Annotated in this window: 18 protein-coding genes; 6 read left to right on the forward strand and 12 right to left on the reverse strand. The window is 50.3% G+C overall.

Features of this window, described 5'->3' with window-relative positions; genetic code table 11:
* The 4 genes from dksA to Q4A84_RS02655 form a co-directional block, all read right to left on the reverse strand.
* The coding region (dksA, locus tag Q4A84_RS02640) for an RNA polymerase-binding protein DksA (protein ID WP_303087380.1) at positions 1-413 on the reverse strand (413 nt) is incomplete at its 3' end.
* A 210-nt stretch (positions 414-623) separates the two neighbouring features.
* Positions 624-1,181: a YggT family protein gene (locus tag Q4A84_RS02645; protein WP_303087381.1), complete on the reverse strand. Its 558-nt coding sequence runs from the start codon at positions 1,179-1,181 to the stop codon at positions 624-626.
* 119 nt (positions 1,182-1,300) lie between these two features.
* Positions 1,301-2,095: a pyrroline-5-carboxylate reductase gene (proC, locus tag Q4A84_RS02650; RefSeq protein WP_303087382.1), complete on the reverse strand. Its 795-nt coding sequence runs from the start codon at positions 2,093-2,095 to the stop codon at positions 1,301-1,303.
* Between the two features lie 76 nt (positions 2,096-2,171).
* Complete coding sequence (locus Q4A84_RS02655) at positions 2,172-2,867, reverse strand: YggS family pyridoxal phosphate-dependent enzyme (protein WP_303087383.1); 696 nt, start codon at positions 2,865-2,867, stop codon at positions 2,172-2,174.
* 235 nt (positions 2,868-3,102) lie between these two features.
* Here Q4A84_RS02655 and Q4A84_RS02660 point away from each other — a divergent pair, with 235 nt between their 5' ends.
* Together Q4A84_RS02660 and Q4A84_RS02665 are read left to right on the forward strand one after the other, a co-directional pair.
* Entirely contained in the window at positions 3,103-4,140 is a 1,038-nt protein-coding gene (locus tag Q4A84_RS02660; RefSeq protein WP_303087384.1) for a type IV pilus twitching motility protein PilT, read from the forward strand.
* Between the two features lie 24 nt (positions 4,141-4,164).
* Entirely contained in the window at positions 4,165-5,415 is a 1,251-nt protein-coding gene (locus Q4A84_RS02665; protein WP_303087385.1) for a PilT/PilU family type 4a pilus ATPase, read from the forward strand.
* A 350-nt stretch (positions 5,416-5,765) separates the two neighbouring features.
* Here the strand turns inward: Q4A84_RS02665 and Q4A84_RS02670 are convergent, their stop codons facing one another.
* Positions 5,766-7,280 (reverse strand): sodium:alanine symporter family protein, encoded by a 1,515-nt coding sequence (locus Q4A84_RS02670; RefSeq protein WP_303087386.1) that lies wholly within the window; start codon positions 7,278-7,280, stop codon positions 5,766-5,768.
* A gap of 289 nt (positions 7,281-7,569) precedes the next feature.
* On the opposite strand from Q4A84_RS02670, the gene ruvC reads away from it, so the two are divergent.
* From ruvC to mutS, 3 genes are all read left to right on the forward strand, one after another.
* Complete coding sequence (ruvC, locus tag Q4A84_RS02675) at positions 7,570-8,109, forward strand: crossover junction endodeoxyribonuclease RuvC (RefSeq protein WP_303087387.1); 540 nt, start codon at positions 7,570-7,572, stop codon at positions 8,107-8,109.
* A 132-nt stretch (positions 8,110-8,241) separates the two neighbouring features.
* Entirely contained in the window at positions 8,242-9,171 is a 930-nt protein-coding gene (gene ppk2, locus Q4A84_RS02680) for a polyphosphate kinase 2 (RefSeq protein WP_303087388.1), read from the forward strand.
* A 104-nt stretch (positions 9,172-9,275) separates the two neighbouring features.
* The gene (gene mutS, locus Q4A84_RS02685; protein ID WP_303087389.1) at positions 9,276-11,867 is read left to right on the forward strand and encodes a DNA mismatch repair protein MutS; all 2,592 of its coding nucleotides are present in this window, start codon (positions 9,276-9,278) and stop codon (positions 11,865-11,867) included.
* A gap of 196 nt (positions 11,868-12,063) precedes the next feature.
* On the opposite strand, the gene phoA is transcribed toward mutS, so the two are convergent.
* The 5 genes from phoA to Q4A84_RS02710 all read right to left on the reverse strand — a co-directional run bounded on the left by phoA (position 12,064) and on the right by Q4A84_RS02710 (position 16,998).
* On the reverse strand, positions 12,064-13,479 hold the full coding sequence (gene phoA / locus Q4A84_RS02690) for an alkaline phosphatase (protein ID WP_303087390.1): 1,416 nt from the start codon (positions 13,477-13,479) through the stop codon (positions 12,064-12,066).
* A gap of 167 nt (positions 13,480-13,646) precedes the next feature.
* The gene (locus tag Q4A84_RS02695; RefSeq protein ID WP_303087391.1) at positions 13,647-14,315 is read right to left on the reverse strand and encodes a DUF799 domain-containing protein; all 669 of its coding nucleotides are present in this window, start codon (positions 14,313-14,315) and stop codon (positions 13,647-13,649) included.
* Positions 14,312-14,677 (reverse strand): DUF4810 domain-containing protein, encoded by a 366-nt coding sequence (locus tag Q4A84_RS02700; RefSeq protein ID WP_303087392.1) that lies wholly within the window; start codon positions 14,675-14,677, stop codon positions 14,312-14,314. The genes Q4A84_RS02695 and Q4A84_RS02700 overlap by 4 nt, the downstream gene beginning before the upstream one ends.
* 14 nt (positions 14,678-14,691) lie before the next feature.
* Positions 14,692-15,357, reverse strand: a complete 666-nt coding sequence (locus tag Q4A84_RS02705) for a CsgG/HfaB family protein (RefSeq protein ID WP_303087393.1) — start codon at positions 15,355-15,357, stop codon at positions 14,692-14,694.
* Between the two features lie 273 nt (positions 15,358-15,630).
* Positions 15,631-16,998, reverse strand: a complete 1,368-nt coding sequence (locus Q4A84_RS02710; protein ID WP_303087394.1) for an amidase family protein — start codon at positions 16,996-16,998, stop codon at positions 15,631-15,633.
* Positions 16,999-17,233: 235 nt separating this feature from the next.
* On the opposite strand from Q4A84_RS02710, the gene Q4A84_RS02715 reads away from it, so the two are divergent.
* Entirely contained in the window at positions 17,234-18,286 is a 1,053-nt protein-coding gene (locus tag Q4A84_RS02715; protein ID WP_303087395.1) for a nitronate monooxygenase family protein, read from the forward strand.
* A 111-nt stretch (positions 18,287-18,397) separates the two neighbouring features.
* Here the strand turns inward: Q4A84_RS02715 and ggt are convergent, their stop codons facing one another.
* Together ggt and Q4A84_RS02725 are read right to left on the reverse strand one after the other, a co-directional pair.
* Complete coding sequence (gene ggt / locus Q4A84_RS02720; RefSeq protein ID WP_303087396.1) at positions 18,398-20,158, reverse strand: gamma-glutamyltransferase; 1,761 nt, start codon at positions 20,156-20,158, stop codon at positions 18,398-18,400.
* 70 nt (positions 20,159-20,228) lie between these two features.
* Positions 20,229-20,978, reverse strand: a complete 750-nt coding sequence (locus Q4A84_RS02725) for a class I SAM-dependent methyltransferase (protein ID WP_303087397.1) — start codon at positions 20,976-20,978, stop codon at positions 20,229-20,231.
* Positions 20,979-20,999: the final 21 nt, after the last annotated feature.

The following is a 20,999-nucleotide window of genomic DNA, read 5'->3' on the forward strand; positions in this document are numbered from 1 at the left end:
TCGGCAAACTGCTTCTTCATCCGCTCTCGTCGCTCTTGCGCTTCTACTGAAAGCGTAGCCGTAGGTCTTGCCAACAGGCGTTTCAAGCCAATAGGCTCGCCGGTATCTTTGCAATAGCCGTATTCGCCTTCATCAATCAAACGGATAGACGATTGGATTTTGCTCATTAGTTTTCTTTCTCGATCGCGGGTGCGCAATTCAAGTGCGTACTCTTCTTCTTGAGTTGCCCTGTCTGCCGGATCGGAGGCGGATTCATGCTCTTGTAAATGCCCAGTGGTAACGTTGGCTTTTTCAATCAATTCTTCTTGCAGTTTTACCAGCAGTTCACGAAAAAAGCGTAAATGATCTTCATTCATGTACTCTTCTTCTGGGCCATTCCAGTTGAGGATGTCTTGTTCTGTCAGCTTTGCCATACTATTTCTTTCTTTTGGTTCGTTTTTATTTTCAGCAGCTCGAAAGCCGTCGATTGAGGTCTATTTATTACCCTGTTTCGATTAAGCTGCGAATCTTAACACGGCTATAACGGGGGTTGTTGTTTTTATGAATATTTCAATTTGTAACTATTATGAGGCGTATTGGTTATGCCACACTCTTAAAACTATCCGGCATGGACACCTCGTATTTCATGATAAAAGCCATAAATCCAGCTTTTGAATCAAATTAGGAGAAAAAGTTACCAGCCAAATCCATAAAACAAGAACCAATATACTGCCTGAAAAGTCATACCGGCCTATCTTTAAAAAGACAAACGGACGCAATAAGGGTTCGAATATATTGTTTAAAGTTATTAAAAGTTTGCTGTTTGGGTTGTTAAAACTCAACACCATGCGGGCGAAAAGACCGATAAACAAAAGATATGCTGATATTTTTACCATCTCGATCAGGGTATAACACAATACAGCAAGCAATGATTTGGTTGGCGCCACGCCAGGCAAAGAGATAAATATAATAACGGTGAAGGCTAAATAATAAACTGCCGTAGGAGCAATAATGCAGGCAAGATTCCAACGGCCTATAGGTTTGAATACTTTACTGAGCGGACGTACCAGCCAATCGGTAAATTGTTGGCAGAAACGAGCGGCTGGATGATCGGCATGCATTCTCCCCCACTGCAACAAACAACGGCCGACGCATAATAAAGCAAAACCGTCGGCTAATAATTGTATGATTTTTTGTAACATCTATCCTCTCGCTTTCAGGTAGGCATTTATAATTTGCTGTTTCCTATTTGGTAGTTCGGTATGGCATACGATGAAAATATTTACGCCTGCCTAACCCTTTTTTCAGACAGACATAGGCTTTATCTGAATTGTTCGGCAATCTCTTGAGAACGCAAAACACAGGCTTCGACCCCGGCCCCGATGACTTCTGCAACTTCACGTTGCCGAAACGTTTCCAGTGCCGCATATGTGGTACCACCCTTGGAAGTAACATTCTGCTGCAAAACCTCGAAAGGCTCGCCGGTTTGCTCCGCCAGTGCCACGGCACCTTTAAACGTAGCCAGTACCAACTCTCTTGCCTGTGCCGTGTCAAAACCTTGCTTGGCGGCTGCTTTTTGCAAAGCATCCATCAAGAAAAACACATAAGCCGGACCGCTGCCGCTGATGCCGGTTATGGCATGTATCTGAGCTTCTTTCTCCAGCCAAACCGTTTGACCGGAAGGCTGCATCATACTCTGAGCCAATGCTTTATCGGCTTCATTGACACCTTCGGCCGCATACAGCCCGCTCATACCCATGCCAATCTGTGCGGGCGTGTTCGGCATAATGCGTATGATTCGCCTGATACCGCCAAGATAACGGCTCAAAGTATCCACGCTTAACCCTGCCGCCACCGATAAAACCAACGCACCATGAGTCTCAACACCAGCGCACGCATTTTGCATATCTTGCGGCTTTACAGCCAACACCAACACATCCTCTGCCGTTAACTCAGGCAAAGCAGCCGAAGTTCGCACACCATACGCCTTTGTCAACTTTTCACGCTTATCCGCACCGCGATTCACCACGTGTACCAAGCCTTGCCGATTGCTGCGATACAGCCCCGCAATAATCGCCGAGGCCATATTGCCGCCGCCTAAAAAATAAATCGTCATGTTTTTCCTCCTTTGTTTATCAGTGAATAACACCATGCCTGTCTGAAAATACGCCTCAAGAATTTTCAGACAGGCATTATTTTTGATAACTGCGTTTACCGAATATCGCACTGCCGACACGAACATGTGTTGCCCCGCATGCCACCGCCAACGGCATATCCGACGACATGCCCATAGACAAAACGTCTGCCGCCAAGCCTGCTTCTTGCAACCGAGTCAACAAATCCGCCATCTGTTTGAATTGCTTGGTCAACGCCTCGCTGTCAGCATCCGCTTCCGCAACACACATCAAACCGCGTACCTGTAAATTCGGCAGCTTCGCCACAGCCAATGCCAGCACCAACGCTTCGGCCGGCGCTACGCCATGCTTATTCACTTCATGTGCGATATTGACTTCGATACACACTTGCAAAGGCGGCATACTTTCCGGCCGTTGCGCACTCAAACGTTCAGCCGTTTTGAGCTTGTCTATGGTATGCACCCAATGCGCCCGCTCCGCCACAACTCTGGTTTTGTTCGACTGCACATGCCCGATAATATGCCAAACAATATCCGGCAAATCAGCCAACTCGTCGGTTTTGGCATGCCATTCCTGAATATAATTTTCACCGAAATCTCGCTGACCGACATCATAAAGCGCCCGAATATCCGAAGCGGGAAAAGTTTTGCTGACCGCCACCAAATGCACGCTGCCGGCAAGGCGGCCGGCAGCCATTTCCGCCGCCGCAATCTGCCCCAACACAGATTGATAATTGTGTTGCAACATCGTCATGATTCCACCTCCTTTTTCGACGTTTTGCCGGCAAATCCAATTTTTGCATGGTCTAAAGCCGTGTAATTATTTAGAATACACAAGAAATTTATAAAGCCTCCGGCAGCCCGATTGCAAATAAACGATTATTTTCAGACAGGCCCGCCACAAACGATAACGGCAAGACCAACACCCGAACGGTGGATAAAATCCAGTTTAGCCGCTAAAACGTATCTTAATAAAACGAGACCACATTATGCAAATTACCGACTTACTCGCCTTTGGCGTAAAAAACAAAGCATCCGACTTACATTTAAGCGCAAACCTGCCGCCGATGATTCGTGTACACGGCGATATCCGCCGCATCAACCTTCCGGAAATGACTGCCGAAGAAGTCGGCCACATGATTACTTCCGTGATGAACGACCATCAGCGCAAAAACTACCAACAAAATCTGGAAACAGACTTCTCGTTCGAATTGCCGAACGTTGCGCGCTTTCGTGTCAACGCATTCATGTCCAACCGAGGCCCTGCCGCCGTATTCCGTACCATTCCGAGCACCGTACTCACGCTTGAAGACCTCAAAGCGCCGCGCATTTTCCAAAAAATCGCCGACACACCGCGCGGCCTGGTGCTGGTAACCGGCCCGACCGGTTCCGGTAAGTCAACCACGCTGGCGGCGATGATCAACTATATCAACGAAAACCACCCTGCTCACGTACTAACCATTGAAGACCCGATCGAGTTTGTGCACGAAAGCAAAAAAGCACTGATTAACCAACGCGAACTGCACGAACATACCCACAGCTTCGCCAACGCACTGCGCTCCGCACTGCGTGAAGACCCGGATGTCATCCTGGTGGGCGAGATGCGCGACCCGGAAACCATCGGCCTCGCTCTTACTGCCGCCGAAACCGGCCACTTGGTATTCGGTACCCTTCACACCACTGGTGCTGCCAAAACAGTAGACCGTATCGTCGACGTATTCCCGGCCGGCGAAAAAGAGATGGTTCGCTCCATGCTTTCCGAATCATTACGCGCAGTGATTTCACAAACTTTATTGAAAACCAAAGACGGACAAGGCCGGGTGGCTGCCCATGAAATCATGATTTCCACCCCCGCCGTGCGCAACCTGATTCGCGAAAACAAAATCGCCCAAATCGGCTCTGTATTACAAACCGGTCAAAACCACGGTATGCAAACGCTAGACCAAGCGCTTCAAACTTTGGTTCGTCAAGGCGTTATCAGCCAAGAAACCGCTCGTGCCAAAGCTCAAAACGCCGACCTTATCTAACCCGCTTTCGCAAGGCAGAACATCATGTCAGAACAATCTCACCAAGAATTGCAAGACCTGCTCAGCAGCATGGTCGCCGCCTATGCCGACAAACAAGTGGCTTCCGAACCGGTTTTCCAGCAAAAGCCAACGCCGTCTGCCATCGGCGTGCACATGCACCCGATTCTCGACCGCATGTGTTTCGACGCGGAAGACCGGGGCGCGTCTGATATTTTCATCAGTGCGGGTTTCCCTCCTGCTATGAAAATTAACAGTAAGCTCACGCCAGTACCCATGCCCATGTTAACGGCCGACGACACGCGAGCCATCGTCGATTCAACCATGAACGACGAGCAAAAAGAAACATTCCGTCGCGAACTGGAATTAAACTATTCCATCGAATCGAAAAGCCATACCCGTTATCGCGTCAATGCCTACCATGAGCAAGGCCGCGTCGGTTTGGTACTGCGCCGCATCAATACCGAGATTCCAACCGTTGAGGATTTGGATTTGCCCATCGTTTTAAACGATTTGATTATGAAATCGCGCGGCATGTTGATTCTAGCGGGGGCAACCGGTTCGGGTAAATCCACCTCTATGGCCGCGATGCTCAATTACCGCAATCACAACCTGGCCGGCCACATGATTACCATCGAAGATCCGATTGAGTATTTGCATGTACCGAAAAAGTGCATCATTACCCAACGTGAAATCGGCATTGATACGGAAAGCTGGGATTTGGCTGTACAAAACGCCATGCGTCAGGCACCGGACGTGGTGTGTATCGGCGAGGTGCGCTCACAAGCCAGTATGGAATATGCGTTGCAATTGGCGCAAACGGGTCACTTGTGCGTGTTTACCATCCACGCCACCAGCGCCAACCAAGCCATCGAACGTATCATGAACCTCTACCCAGAAGAGCGCCATAAACAAGTTTTGGTTGATATCGCCATGAACTTGACCGGCATTATCGGCCAACGCCTGGTGGTTAAAAAAGATCATAAAGGCCGCACCGCCATCGTCGATTTGCTGATTAACACGCCGGCTGTACAGGATCTGATTTTCAAAGGCGATCTGATGGGCATCAAAGAATTGATGCAGCGCTCTCAGGAAGATGGCATGCAAACCTTCGACCAAAACCTCTTCCGCCTCTATAGCGAAGGCACAATCGATTACAACGAAGCCTTGCGCCAAGCCGACTCGGCCAACGATTTACGCCTGCGCATCCAGCTTAGCGAAGAAGGCGGCAAATCAGACCATTTGTTTGACCGTGTCAGCGATTTGAATTTGATTTAAACGGTAAAAACCTTAATGCCTGCCTGAAAATATTTAGGCAGGCATTTTCTCTTGTTCTCTTGCATAATGGTACGCCTTTAGCCTTTACTGTTCAATTTTCTTCTTTCTAATCTTAAAATCTCAAAGCGATTGCCGGAACCGCATAATCACAAAAACAAAGCCTGGTCATCTTCTATATTTCTGCATGAAAAAACATATTTTTTACTATCGTTTGTATGCCATTCCATCGCACAAGCCCTCGCCTCTATGATTCTTTAATTCAACACTATTGAAACTTTTAAAGCAATAATAAAACAAAAGCCTGTCTGAAAAAATTTTCAGACAGGCTTTTGTTCAAAACACCAATCTACTTACCAAATATCAGATTTGATTTTCCGTTTCAATGTAGGATGCTCCGACAATTTAAACACAGGCTCTTTACCCATCCGAACTTTGCTTTGATAATCTTTAAGCAGCATAAACACCAGCGGGCAAAGTATCACGATGGCAATCAAATTGATAAACGCCATAATGCCCATCGAAAAGTCGCCCATATCCCAAACCAAGCCTACTTTCACCACCGAACCGAAGTAAACGAAAGCCAGCACTACCATACGGAAAAACACCAGCGTCAGGCGGCCGTTTTTAATAAACTGCATGTTTGATTCGGCATACGCATAATTGCCGATGATTGAAGAATAACAAAACATAAACAGCACCATGGCCAGAAAGTATTGACCGAATACGCCAACGTGGCTTTCCAGCGCGGCCTGCGTCAGCTGGCTACCGGTTAGGCTGGAACCGGCTGTTTGCACATCCGACAACAAGATGATGAAAGCCGTGCAAGAGCACACGATAATAGTATCGACAAACACACCCAGCATCTGAATCATACCCTGCGAAACCGGATGCTTCACATCGGCTGCGGCTGCGGCATTCGGCGCGGAACCCATACCCGCCTCGTTAGAAAACAGACCGCGTTTAATGCCTTGCTGCATGGCAGCGGCAATGGCACTGCCGGCAAAACCGCCGGCAGCGGAAGAGAAGTTAAACGCATTGTCTACAATCAACGAAAACATGGTGGGAACGGCTGAAATATGCGTCATCATCACATACAGCGCCATCAGCAGATAAGCGGAAGCCATAACAGGCACCAGCGCTTCCGAAATACGCGAAACGCGGCGGATGCCGCCAAAAATAATCGGAGCGGTAACAATCACCAGAGCTACGCCCAACACATGTTTATAAGTGTTCCAATCATTTTCACACGCGCCGCTGCCGGCCGCACAACCGGATGCCGATTTGATTGATTCCACAATCGTGTTTGCTTGAATCGCATTAAACACAAAGCCGAAACACAAAATCAAGCTCAATGCGAATATCACACCGAGCCATTTCTGACCCAAGCCACGCGTGATGTAATAAGCCGGGCCACCGCGAAACTGATTGTTACCGTGATCGCGGATTTTGAAAAGCTGCGCCAACGAAGATTCGGCAAAGGCCGAACTCATCCCCAACAGCGCCGTCAGCCACATCCAAAACACAGCGCCCGGGCCACCTACCGAAATGGCAATCGCCACACCGGCGATATTACCGGTCCCCACCCGGCTGGCCAAACCGGTTACAAAAGCCTGAAAAGGCGTGATGCCGTGGCCGTGTTCATCATCGCCGTCGCTACGGCTGCCCAGCATTTCCGTTACACTTCGCCACAACAGGCGGATTTGCACGAAGCCGGTGGTAAACGTGAAAAACAAGCCGACGCCCACCAAAACAAACACCAGCCATGTCCAGATAAAATCATTGCCGATGTTTAAGCCGCATTGCAGCAAATCAAGCGCATATCTGCCGTGCTGGCCTTCATTCACACATTGCCAAAATTGATCCATAGTAAACTCTCTCTGTCGCATTCGCGGCAAACGGCCGTTTCACCCTGAAACCACCGCCCTATAAGGCATTACAGCCCGTTCCATACCGCTAAAGAATGCATTTTAATACAGGTTTACAGATAGCGTCGACATTTTTACAAACCCGTTTCTGCTTTAGAAAACAAAACGCTGCGGCGCCCTAAACCATCAACGGCAAACAAAAACGGAAAAAACAATGCCTGTCTGAAAAGGTTTCAGACAGGCATTGTCCGTGCGATAATGCCGCCATCTTGCAAACTGCTTTTCCACCATGACCCAACCCCTGCGCATCCTCGGCCTTGATCCCGGCAGCCGCACCACCGGCTTCGGTATTATCGATGTGGTCGGCCGCGAGCATATTTATGTTGCGTCCGGCTGCATCCGCACCATTCCCAACGATGAATTGGCCGGCCGCATCGGCGTTATCATCGAGCATCTGAACGAAATCATCGAAGTTTACCGACCCACCCAAGCCGCGGTGGAGCAAGTGTTCGTCAACATCAATCCGGCCGCCACCCTGATGCTCGGCCAAGCGCGCGGCGCGGCGGTGGCCGCGCTGGTAATGCGCGGGCTGCCCGTATATGAATACACGGCGTTGCAAGTCAAGCAAGCCGTGGTGGGCAAAGGCAAAGCGGCCAAAGAACAGGTACAGCATATGGTGGTGCAGATGCTCGGCCTATCCGGCAAACCACAGGCCGATGCGGCCGACGGGCTGGCGGTAGCCCTAACCCACGCTTTGCGTAACCACCACTTGGCAAACCGCATCGGCTTGCACGAAATCCAAATCAAAGGCGGCCGGTTCCATCCTTAATCTGCTTCATTTATCCGGCATCAAAAAAAGCACACTCTCCCTACATCGCACTACATCCGGTTAGGCTTATTGCAGCCGGATGGCGTATAATAAAAATAACGAAAATTATTAAAGAAAGAAAGGAAAAACCACATGAAAGATCATCAGCTGGAACCGTTTGAAAAAGTAGAATTAGGCGAGCAGAAAGACCGCCTGCAAATTTTTGAGCAGGCCGTATTGCAGCACAAAGGCAGCATTACCAACGAAGATTCCAGCAGTGCGCCGCTACCGGAAAACTATCCCTACCGAACCCGCATGAGCCGCCGCGTATATGAAAAAGAGAAAAAGCTGCTGCAAATCGAACTGTTGAAAGTTCAAAGCTGGGTAAAAGAAACCGGGCAGCGCATCGTTGCGCTGTTTGAAGGGCGCGACGCGGCCGGCAAAGGCGGCACCATCAAGCGCTATATGGAACACTTGAATTCCCGCGGCGCCCGTGTGGTCGCGCTGGAAAAACCCACTGAAACCGAACGCGGCGAATGGTATTTCCAACGTTATATCCAACATCTTCCCACCGCGGGCGAAATCGTGTTTTTCGACCGCTCATGGTATAACCGCGCCGGCGTCGAGCGCGTGATGGGTTTTTGCGAGCCGCACGAATATCTGCTTTTCATGCGCCAAACGCCGGAATTGGAGCGCATGCTGGTGGCCAGCGGCATTCATCTGTTTAAATTCTGGTTCTCCGTTAGCCGCGAAGAACAATTACGCCGCTTCATTTCCCGTCGCGACGATCCATTGAAACACTGGAAACTCTCGCCCGTCGACATCCAATCACTCGACCGCTGGGATGAATACACTGATGCGAAAAACGCCATGTTCTTCCACACCCATACCGGCGACGCACCGTGGACTATCATTAAATCCGACGATAAAAAACGCGCCCGTCTCAACTGTATCCGCTATTTCCTGCATGAGCTCGATTACCCCGGCAAAGATTTGAAAGCCATCGGCGAAGTAGACCCGCTAATTGTCAACGTGCCGACCACCCAATTTAAAGACAGCAATTTCGACATCATTGCCGACTAAGCACGTTTATTCAGAAAAATGCCTGTCTGAAAGCCTCTTTCAGACAGGCATTATCCATTTTGCTAAAATAGCTCCGTTTTCTCCTCTCAACCCGCGTGATTCCCATGAGCAAACCCGCCGTTTCCCCCATGATGCAGCAATACCTGTCGATAAAAGACCAACACCGCGACAAACTCGTGTTCTACCGCATGGGTGATTTTTACGAACTGTTTTTCGACGACGCCATCGAAGCCGCCAAACTGCTCGACATCACGCTGACCACACGCGGGCAAATGGCGGGAGAACCCATCAAAATGGCAGGCGTACCCTATCATGCCGCCGAACAATACCTGGCGCGATTAGTCAAACTCGGCAAAAGCGTGGCCATTTGCGAACAAGTGGGCGAAGTGGGCGTCGGGAAAGGGCCGGTCGAGCGGAAAGTCGTGCGCATCGTTACCCCCGGCACGCTAACCGATTCCGCTCTGCTAGAAGACAAAGAAACCAACCGCATCGCCGCCGTGTGCACCATTAAAAAACACATCGGCATCGCATGGGCATCGCTGCAAAGCGGTGAATTCAAAACCAAGCTGACCAGCGCCGACAAACTCTCCGACGAGCTCGCCCGTCTGCAAGCCGCCGAAATCCTGCTGCCCGACTCGCCCAACGCCCCGCAAATCAACCTGCCGCAAGCCAACGTCACACGGCTGAACGACTGGCAGTTCGCCGCCGACAGCGGCTTCGACCTGCTTACTGGCTATTTTGGCAGCCAAGACTTACTCGCTTTCGGCCTTAATCCGCAAGAGCACGCCGCCGCCATCGGCGCCGCCGGCGCCCTGCTCAACTACATCCGCCTGACCCAATCACAGCTGCCCCGCCATCTCGATAGCATCAGCCTCGAAACCGAACAACAATACATCGGCATGGATGCCGCCACACGCCGCAATCTGGAAATCACCGCCACCTTAAGCGGTAAAAAAGCCCCCACTCTGTTTTCCGTGCTCGACCGCTGCGCCTGCCACATGGGCAGCCGCCTGCTCGCCTTATGGCTGCACCATCCGCTGCGCAAGCGCGAGCATATCTTGCGGCGGCAAGAAGCCGTTGCCGCCCTGCAAAACCAATATGAAACCGTCCATGCCTGTCTGAAAAACATTGCCGACATCGAGCGCATCGCCGCCCGTATCGCCGTCGGTTCGGCTCGCCCCCGCGATTTGAGCGGCCTGCGCGACAGCCTGTTTGCCTTAGCCGAAATCCGACTGCCCCAAAGCCCGTTGCTAGACATCTTGCAAGCCGTCTTCCCCGAAGGCGCAGCCATTGCCGAGCAATTGAAAGCCGCCGTTTTACCCGAACCCGCCGTATGGCTGCGCGACGGCGGCGTGATTAACTACGGCTTCAACGCCGAGCTCGACGAACTGCGCCACATCCAAACCCACGGCGATGAATTTCTGCTTGAGTTGGAAGCCCGCGAACGCGAACGCACCGGCCTCTCCACCCTCAAAGTCGAATTCAACCGCGTACACGGCTTTTACATCGAACTATCCAAAGTTCAGGCCGAACAAGCTCCTGCCGATTACCAGCGCCGCCAAACCCTCAAAAACGCCGAGCGCTTCATCACTCCGGAACTCAAAGCGTTTGAAGACAAAGTTTTAGCCGCCCAAGACAACGCCCTTGCGCTAGAAAAAAAGCTATACGACGAACTACTGCACAGCCTCCAATCCGAGCTTCCACTGCTGCAGAAAACCGCCAAAGCCGCAGCCTCACTCGATGTTTTATGCAGCTTCTCCGCACTGGCCGCCGAACAAAACTACCGCCGGCCCGAATTTACCGACTATCCCTGCATCGAAATTGAAAACGGCCGCCATCCCGTTGTCGAACAACAGGTCGCCCGCTTCACCCCCAACCACACCCGCCTCGATAACAAACACCGCCTGATGCTGCTTACCGGCCCCAATATGGGCGGCAAATCCACCTACATGCGCCAAGTCGCGCTGATTGTATTGCTCGCCCACACCGGCTGCTTCATCCCCGCCGAAGCAACAAAAATCGGCCCCATCGACCAGATTTTCACCCGCATCGGCGCCTCTGACGACCTGGCCTCCAACCGCTCCACCTTCATGGTGGAAATGAGCGAAACCGCCTACATCCTACACCACGCCACACCGCAATCACTGGTGTTGATGGATGAAGTCGGCCGCGGCACCTCCACTTTCGACGGCCTTGCCCTCGCCCAAGCCATCGCCGAACATCTGCTGCAAAAAAACCAATCCTTCAGCCTGTTTGCCACTCATTATTTCGAGCTCACCCGCCTACCGGAAACCCATGCTTCGGCCCTTAACATGCACCTTTCCGCACTGGAACAAGGGCAAGACATCGTTTTCCTGCACCATATCGAGCCCGGCCCCGCCAGCAAAAGCTACGGCATCGCCGTTGCCAAACTCGCCGGCCTGCCCGCACGCGCCCTGAAAGCCGCCCAAAAGCAACTCGAACACCTCGAAAACCAAGCCGCCGCCAATCAGCCGCAAATGGATATCTTCACCCAATGCCTGTCTGAAAACCACGAACCTGCACCCGAACCCGCCCAGAAAACCACCGCAGCGCCGCATCCCGCCTTGGCCGAGCTGCACGCACTCAACCCAGACGAACTCTCGCCGCGCGAAGCACTGGAATGGCTATACCGGCTCAAAAAACAAGAGCAAGAATATCAAAACCAGCAAGGCTAGGCCCTCTTATCTCCACAACCAAAACCGCTGCAGCACCAACACTTTCATGTGCGCCGGCGCTGGCCGTGTAAAACGGAATGTAGCCTAAAAACCAAATAGCTTTTGGCAAGATTGATAAAAGATTCAGGGCCGTCGCGAATCAATTAATCCGCAACGGCCCTGAAGTGTTTTCAGACAGGCTTTTTTACCGAGCGCCTTATTTCAACCCCAACGCACGCTTGATGATAAAGTGCAAATCAGTCTGATCGAGCAAGCCGCTCACATTAGCCGCCTGAGGGCCGTATGCCGCGATACGCACCTGCACACCGGTATGCGTCATGCTGGCGTGATCATCTTGCGGATCTGCCGTCGCATAACCGATATACATCACGCTGCCGTCTTTAGTGCGCAGCTTCTGGGTAAGGCCGGGCGAGCGGGTATTGTTAGGCAATATCTGGCTCGTATGCGCATGATCGGCAGTAACAATAACCAGCGTATTTTTATCTTTCTCGGCAAACTTCAAAGCCGCCTGCACCGCTTCGTCTAAATCCACCGTTTCGCCGATTTGACCGCAAGGATTGGCAGCATGGTCTTGCTTATCAATTGCCGCACCTTCCACCTGCAAAAAGAAGCCTTTCTTACGCGTTTTCAAAACATCAATCGCTTTTTTCGTCATCTCCGCCAGCGTAGGCACGGATGCATTGCGATCCGGATTGTCGCGGCATTCAATAACAGGCTCTTCCTCCGCATAACCTTTAATCTTGGCTCGTGGGCCAAACCAACGCACAGGCATATTGCCGGAAGCAAACAAGCCCAATACTGGCGCTTTCTGGTTGGCCGATTTAACCGCCGCCAGCTCCTGCGCATTGGTTACAATCACAAAACCCCGCTCGCGCGCTTGCTCCAACAAAGTTTTCCCCGCCCAACGGCCTGCTTTGGCCGTTTCATTAAAACTCTTGGCGCCGCCGCCGAGTGAAATATCAGGCCGGTTATCAAGCAACTGCTCGGTAATCGAACCCAAACCGCCGTTTTCCAGAGCAGAGGTTGGGCATTCTTTGCTGGTTATATTCGGCGCATGGCATTTACGATGAGTAACGTGGGCGATTTGCGCGGCAGGCGTTGCGTCTTGCAGCTCGGCCGTAGAAATATTGCCGGTCGCCAACCCCGCGGCCTTGGCCTGCTCCAACAACGTAGGCTGCGGCTTACCGTTCACATCCACGCCGATGGCGCTGTTATACGTTTTCACACCGGAAGACCAAGCCGTGGCCGAAGCAGCCGAATCGGTAACATAATTAGGCTTTTTACTGTCTTTATGAATCGAATAGTGGGTATAAGAGCCCGTAATCGGCAACGCATCCAAACCCTTAAAATAACCGCCCGCCCCTTCATGGTAATTGCGCGCAGCGGTCATTTCAGAATAACCCATGCCGTCGCCAATCAACAAAATCACATTTTTCGGGTGCTTCTGAATCAAATTTCCACGAATCAACGGCGTCTGATCCCCCTTAATCCTTACCGCCCCGCCAACCGCACTCACATCCCCTCCCTTGGCTGCACGCTCCAGCGGCGCTGCATAAACAGCAGGCATCATTAATAAAAGAGAAGCATAAATCACTAAGTTTTTATTTGTCATCACTCAAAATCACTTATTAAAAATCAACATAATTAAACTTTATTAGAAAGGCTTATTTGAAAAAGTTTCAAACCATTTAATTTGTTTAGCATAATTTAAATGGTTGACAAAACGAAAAGGCTGTCTGAAATTAATACTTTTCAGACAGCCTTTTTGAATTGACCCGTTTATTTTCCAGGTTGGGTTTCGTAATGCGGAGAGTGCGGGCCAAACATGAGGCTTCGCGGGTATGCCGCCCAAAGCAGGCGGGTGCCTGTGACTTGTGCATAGTCAAACGCTTTGTCGCTTACCGAACCTGCAATTTGCTGCACAACTGCGGTAATCAGCATGCCTAGCAAGCCTTGGTTGCCGTTTTGTTGCTCCGTGCTGGAAGCTGAAGCGGAACCGCTCCATAATTCTTTGCCTGTTCTGCCGTCAACCAATCTGGCCTCGGCGCTAACACGGGTATCGCTCTGGAGAATTTGATAGCTGGTGCCGTATTGTTTAACGGTAATAAACAGCACCGCATCCGCACCGAAAATCTCTTCCAGTTTTTTCAGGCTGACTTCCTGAATGTCGTGAGGATTGTTTAAGCCGTTTTGCTTAAACGTTTCTTTAACCACGGCAACCGGAAAAACATAATAGCCGGATTCGGCCAACGGGCGGGTGGCCGAAGCCATCATGCCTGCGCTTGCTTTGACATCGGGCGTTTCGTTAAGCGGCGGCAAAACCAAAATAGACTTGGGTTTGCTTTCTTTAAAGGCGGTATAGTCGTAAGGTTGCGGCGGAGTCACTGCGCAGGCGGAAAGTATCAATGCGGAAGCCAAAAGCGCCAGCCTTGTTTTCATGCGGTTCATTTTTTATCTTCCTGTTTGTTTTTTAATAGAAAATCCATAAAAACACTAGACTCAGGAAATAGCTTTTTTTCGGCTTCAAATTGCTCGGCAGCTTGTTGGTTTTGCCCGGCATCACTCAATAACAATCCCATATGGGCATGTGCACCCGGCGCAACGGTTTTGTGCTCGCTTTCTGCTTTTCGGAAATATTTTTCCATATTGCTGATTTGTTCGCCCAAAGGTTTACCATCGTCTTTCAGGCGCTCGTAAACATCGGCATTGTTATTTCCCCAGTAATAAAGCGTTTCCTGCGGCGTTGTACAGGCAGACAGAGCCAACAACCCGGCGGCAAAAAAGCCGCTTTTCATCATCATTTTTTTCATTTTCAGACAACCTTTTAATGTGAAGGTGTCCATGCACCGCTTTCGATGCCTTTAACCAGATTATTTACGGCTTCACGGATGGCTAAATCCAGCACTTTTCCGTTTAAAGTCGCATCATAACCGGCCGTGCCCCCAAACCCGACAACCTCGCGGTTAGACAAGGAATATTCGCCTGCACCCTGTGCGGAATAAACGATTTCGGAAGTGCGCACGTTAACCACGTTCAACGCCACTTTGGCATAGGCAATCTGCGATTTGCCGCGGCCCAAAATGCCGAAAAGCTGCTGGTCGCCGACATCTTTACGGCCGAATTCGGTTACATCACCGGTAATGACGTAATCCGCCCCTTTCAATGCCTGAGCCTTGCCGCTGATGCCAGCTTCTTGCTTCAGGGCGCTCAATTGGGTGCGGTTTAATACATTGAATCGGTTGGTTTGCTGCAGATGGGTAACCAAGATGGTTTTTGCTTGGCTGCCCAAACGGTCTTCTCCATCGGAGAAGGCGCCGCGTTGGAAGGCCGAGCGGTTATCGAAGCTGCCAACCGAAATCGGCGCACGTACGCCATGATACGGTGTGTTGTAACTTTCAACTTTAGCCACTTCGATTTGATGAGAAGATTCGGTTGCACAGCCTGCCGCTAACACAGAGACTGCCGCGGCCAAAAGAATTTTACGATACATGATTTAACCCCCTTTTAATGATGTTCATATTCTACAATATGCTGCTTGGTTTCGAGCAACTGCGAATAAGTTTTATGATTGCATTGCATTATTTTGAAGATAAAATTACAACACACTACATTAAATTATGATATTTAGCTAAACAACATTAGCATGTTGACGGTTAAATCTACTGCTTTAAGCAAACTTCTTTAAACAATAAACAAAAGCCTGTCTGAAAACCGTTTCAGACAGGCTTTTGATAATCCGTTTGCTGCAATCGACGTTTTTATCCTAAAACCGTATTCGATTTAAGGGTTTGTCTTCCGTTAAGAGGCGGGCAAATATTCTGCCGGCAAACAAAACGGTTTCATCGTAGCCCGCAGGTGCCGACAATAACAACGCGGCAGGCAAGCCGTTGCGGTTAAGGCCTGCGGGAATGGTCAAGCCGGGTAAATCAAGAAAGCTGCCGATCAAGGTGTTCCGCTGAATCCTTTTATTGGCAGTATTAAAAAAAGCGGTGTCGCTCTCTAATAAACGGATGGGCGGTGCGTCGATAGCGGTTGTAGGCATCAGAAGTAATGCACCTTCTAATTCTTCAAACAATTTTTTTTGCAAGGATACACGCCAACTGAGCAGGCGGGGAAAGTTTTTCAAAGGCAGCGATTCTCCGGCTTGCAGGCGTTGACTAATACGCTTGTCCATCATATCGGCTTGTGACAGGCTGTTTTGGTGCAGCTGCCACGCTTCGAAATGGGTAAAAGAACCGTATTCTTTGAATAGGGTTTCCAATATATCCAAGCTGCTTAACGGTTTGCGGATAATCTCGATACCGGCCTTTTCTAAAGTAAGCAGGCTTTGCTCGAATATCTGCTGAATTTGCACCCCGACTTCTTCGCTGAACATGCCTTCCGGCACAACAACTTTTAAATGACGGCTCGATTCTTTTTCTACATCAATGGCAAACGCTTTCATCACGGCACATAGGTCGTTTACGGTATGCGCCAGTGCTCCGATACTGTCTAAAGTGGGCGAAAGCGACCACAAACCGATACGGGAAATCCTTGAAGCGGTCGGCTTGAACCCCGCCAATCCGTTAACAGCAGCAGAAATACGAACGGCGCCCGACGTGTCGGCGGCCATAGCATAAGGAACGATGCCGGCAGCCACAGAAATGGCGGCGCCGCAGCAAGCGCCGCCGGGCGCTAACGGCTCAAGCTGCGGCCATACATTCTGCGGGGTGCCGAAATGCGGATTCAAGCCCAAACTGGAAAGGCCGAATTCTGCAAGATTGGTACGGCCAATCGAAACCGCTCCCGCTTCTTCAAGCAAGGAAACGGCAACGGCATCCTGCGTTTTAGGTGCATCTTGCGCGGTGGTCAGGCTGCCTGCGCGCGTTACTTCATCGGTTTGGTCGAATAAATCTTGCCAAGACATCGGCACGCCGTCCAAAACACCCAAGCGCGCGCCCATATTGATACGCGCGGCGGCTTCATGCGCCGCCTGCAACGCACGCATTTCCGTCAAACGGCTGAAAACATGAGCATGGGAAAGCTCGCGGGCACGCTGCAAACACATTTCCAACAAGGAAACCGGATTAACAACGCCCGAAGCAAACGCCGAATTGACGGATGCGATGGTAGCGACGGGCGGCAAACTCATAAGGGTTCCTTGTTGTTACAAACTGCAAAAGGCCAATAATGGAGTATTTGTTTTGGGTATTGGGCGGTTTTGAATGGAAAGCGATTTTTTAAGGCTCAATGGCCTAGCTATTTGAATTGAAATGATTATGCCTGTCTGAAAACCGTTTTCAGACAGGCATTGGTTTAACGGCTTTACTTCTTTATAATGCAACAAACGGCTGGTTCTTTTCTATAAAAACAAAAAGGAGAAGCTTATGTTTTCAAATACTTACCTTAAAAACTTAGGCGCGCGCCTGCCGATTGTACAGGCGCCGATGGCCGGAGTGCAAAATTCGGCACTGGCTATCGCGGTATGCCGTTCGGGCGGGGTTGGCTCGCTGCCGGCAGCCATGCTGACGCCGGAAAAATTGGCACAAGAAATGGCGGCATTACGCGATACAGCTGCCGGAAAACCTTATAACGTTAATTTTTTCGCCCATCAGAACCCAACCGTTACAGAAACTCAAAAAGCGGCCTGGCTGGCCGTTTTACAACCTTATTTCAACGAATTCGGCCTCAGCCAAGCGGATATTCCGGCGGGCGCCTCGCGCAATCCGTTTGACGAAACGGCCTTGGCTGCAGTGGAAACCTACCGCCCGCCCATCGTCAGCTTTCATTTCGGGCTGCCGGAAAAACATTTACTCCGTGCCGTAAAAGCCACCGGCGCGCAAATATGGTCAAGCGCAACCACCGTTGAAGAAGCGCGCTGGCTTGAAGCAAACGGGGCGGATGCCGTTATCGCGCAGGGCTGGGAAGCGGGCGGGCATCGCGGCTGGTTTCTTGATGCCAAGATTGAGAGGCAATCCGGTTTGTTTGCCTTATTACCTAATATCATAGCTGCCGTTAAATTGCCCGTTATTGCTGCCGGCGGCATTTCAGATGCGGCCACCGTGCGTGCCGCAATGGCTTTGGGCGCTGCAGCGGTGCAAGCGGGCACAGCGTTTTTACTGGCCGACGAAGCCGCCACCTCCGCAGCCCACCGTGCCGCATTACAACAAGAAAAAGCGGCGCACACGCTGGTAACCAATCTATTCAGCGGCGGCGCGGCGCGCGGCATTGCCAACCGTTACATCCTCGAAGCCGGGCCGATTAATGAAGCTGCGCTGCCTTTCCCGCTGGCCGGTGCCGCTTCCGGTTTGCTCAAAGCCACAGCCGAAAAAGCGGGCATCTTTGAGTTTTCTTCTTTCTGGGCCGGCCAAAATGCGCGGCTGGCTGGAGCCGGCAGCGCCGCCGAAATCGTTCAAAGGCTGGCAGAAGGTTTTCATTAAAGCTGAATCCCTTTTTCAACTTGAAAAACAATGCCTGTCTGAACTTTTTCAGACAGGCATTTTCCAAACAAAGATACTTTCGTTTCAATACGTTTTTTACTCAGGCGAAAATCAATCGCCCATCACTTTGCCTTCCCGCCGCGGATCAGCACCGCCGATTAAACCTTGCGATGTAATAACAATGCCTTGCACACCCGAATTCAAATCGCGCACTTCGGTTTTATAGCCGATTTTCTGCAAAGCACCGGCCTGATTGGCTGCCGCCGTGTTTTCTTCCAGTTCATAAGTGCCGGAACGGTTCAGCATATTGGGCAAGGCAATGGCTTTTTGAATATCCATTCCCCAATCAATATGCGCCACTAACGTTTTGGCCACATAGCCGATAATGCGGCTGCCGCCGGGCGAGCCGACCGCCAGATAAGGCGCGCCGTTTTTCATCACAATGGTCGGCGCCATGGAAGAGCGCGGCCGTTTGCCTCCTTCCACACGATTGGCAACCGGTTTGCCATTTTTAACTGGCTCAAACGAGAAATCAGTCAGCTCGTTATTAAGCAGATAGCCGTTGGCCATCAGAGTGGAGCCAAAAGCGTTTTCGATGGAAGTGGTCATCGAAAGCACGTTTCCTTGCTTATCGACCACAACCACATGGCTGGTCGACGGCAATTCCAGTGCACGGGCCGACGCATAACGGCTGTCAACATTGCCCGCAGGCGTTTCCGTCAGCGCTTTATCCGTTTTGCCCAATAAATCGGCGCGCTGTTTCAGATAGGCATCAGAGAGTAAGGCTTTGGTCGGCACCTTCACAAAAGCAGGATCTGCCACATAAACATCACGGTCGGCAAACGCCAGCCGTGAAGCATCGCCCAGCAGGCGCCAGCTTTGCAGATTGCGATAAGACGATTGTTTTTGGTCAAACTGATTCAGAATGCCGGTAATCTGCCCCAGAGCAATACCGCCCGAACTCGGCGCGCCCATGCCGCAGATTTGGTATTCGCGATAATTGCCGCACACGGCTTCGCGCTCTATGACCCGATAATTTTTAAAATCTGCACCGGCTAATTTACCCGGATTGTCTTGCGCATTTTTAACCGCTTTAATGATGTTTTGCGCGTATTTCCCATCATAAAACGGCTTGGCTCCTTGTTTGGCCAAGGTTTTCACCGTTGCAGCAAATTCAGGATTTTTCAACACGGAGCCTGCTTGCAAAGGTTGCCCGCTTGGCAAGAAATAAGCGGCGGTAGCAGGATAGCGCTGCAAGTATTCGACATTGCTTTTGATTGATTCGGCCATTCGCGGCGAAACCTGAAATCCTTGTTCCGCCAGTTTTACCGGCGTATCAAACAAGCTCGCCCATGCCAACTTACCATAGCGTTTGTGCAATGTTTCCATCATCTTAGGCACGCCGGGCGTACCAACCGAACGGCCGCCCACAACCGCCTGCATAAATTCCAGCGGCTTTCCTTGCGCGTCTAGAAACAAGGCGGGCGTTACGCTTGCCGGTGCAGTTTCCCGCGCATCAAACGTAGTCAGCTTTTTCGCCTGATTATCCCAGTAAACTACAAATGCGCCGCCGCCCAAACCGGAAGATTGCGGCTCCACCAAACCCAAAGTCGTTTGAATCGCAATCATCGCGTCCACTGCGCTGCCGCCTTTTTGCAAAATCCGATAACCTGCTTCTGTGGCCAAAGGATTGGCGGACGCCGCCATAAATCGCTTGGCATGCACCAATTCCTGCTTGGTCAAGCCGTGCCCTTGCTCGGGAGCCAAATCATCAAGGCTGCTCGAGGTTTGTTTTTCAGGTGGCTGAGAGATGGAACAAGCAGCTAATAATATGAGAGCAGCAAGAGAAAAAGCTGTTCGGGTATTTTTCATGGTAATCTCCTTCGTTAATGATGTTCAGCCCCTTTCTATTTCTAAATTATTTTGCTCTTTCTTTAAGCACTTAAATCTTTACGGCTTCAAACCTTAATCTGATGTAATCAGCCAGAACTTGCCCGTTTTCATTTTTTTCAAGTTCCTTTTCCACTTTTTCAGTTATTTCATCGATTAATTTTTCATGCATTGCTACTGGGATATTGATAAGAGTAGGGGCAGAAAAAGTTTGCAACCATCCTTTTATTCCTGTCGGAAGTGGCGTCGGACGAGAAAAACTTACCATTCTTTTTACTTTCAATCCATATTTTTCAAGTAATTGTGTTTCTTCTTCCGGACTTGGGAAAAACCAGCATTTTTTAGCTTTCAAATTATGTTTTTTTGTAACCTCAAAAATAGCATTTTCTATTTTTTCTACGTTTCCCTTGCATCCCATCTCAACTACAAAACGACCACCTTTTTTTAAAGCTCTTGATACACCTTTCAACACTTCATCAGGATTAGTCATCCAATGTAAAGCCGCATTGGAAAAAATCGCATCAAATTCATTTTCAAATTTCATATTCTGTGCGTCGCACTGTATCGCATCCACCCCAATTTTTCTTACTGCCTCAACAAATTTCTGGCTTCCATCCAATCCCAAAACCTTGCACCCATATTCAGCAACCCTTTTAGTCAACACCCCGTCTCCACAGCCTAAATCCAAAATATATTCATCTTTTTTCGGATTCAACCATCTTATAAGTTCTTCTCCGTAAGTCGAAACAAAACGTGCGTTTTGCTCGTATTTTTCCTTTTCCCAATGCTGACTTACATTCATTTCAATATTTACCTTCCATAT

Source organism: Neisseria sp. (genome assembly GCF_030527965.1).
GTDB lineage: Bacteria > Pseudomonadota > Gammaproteobacteria > Burkholderiales > Neisseriaceae > Neisseria.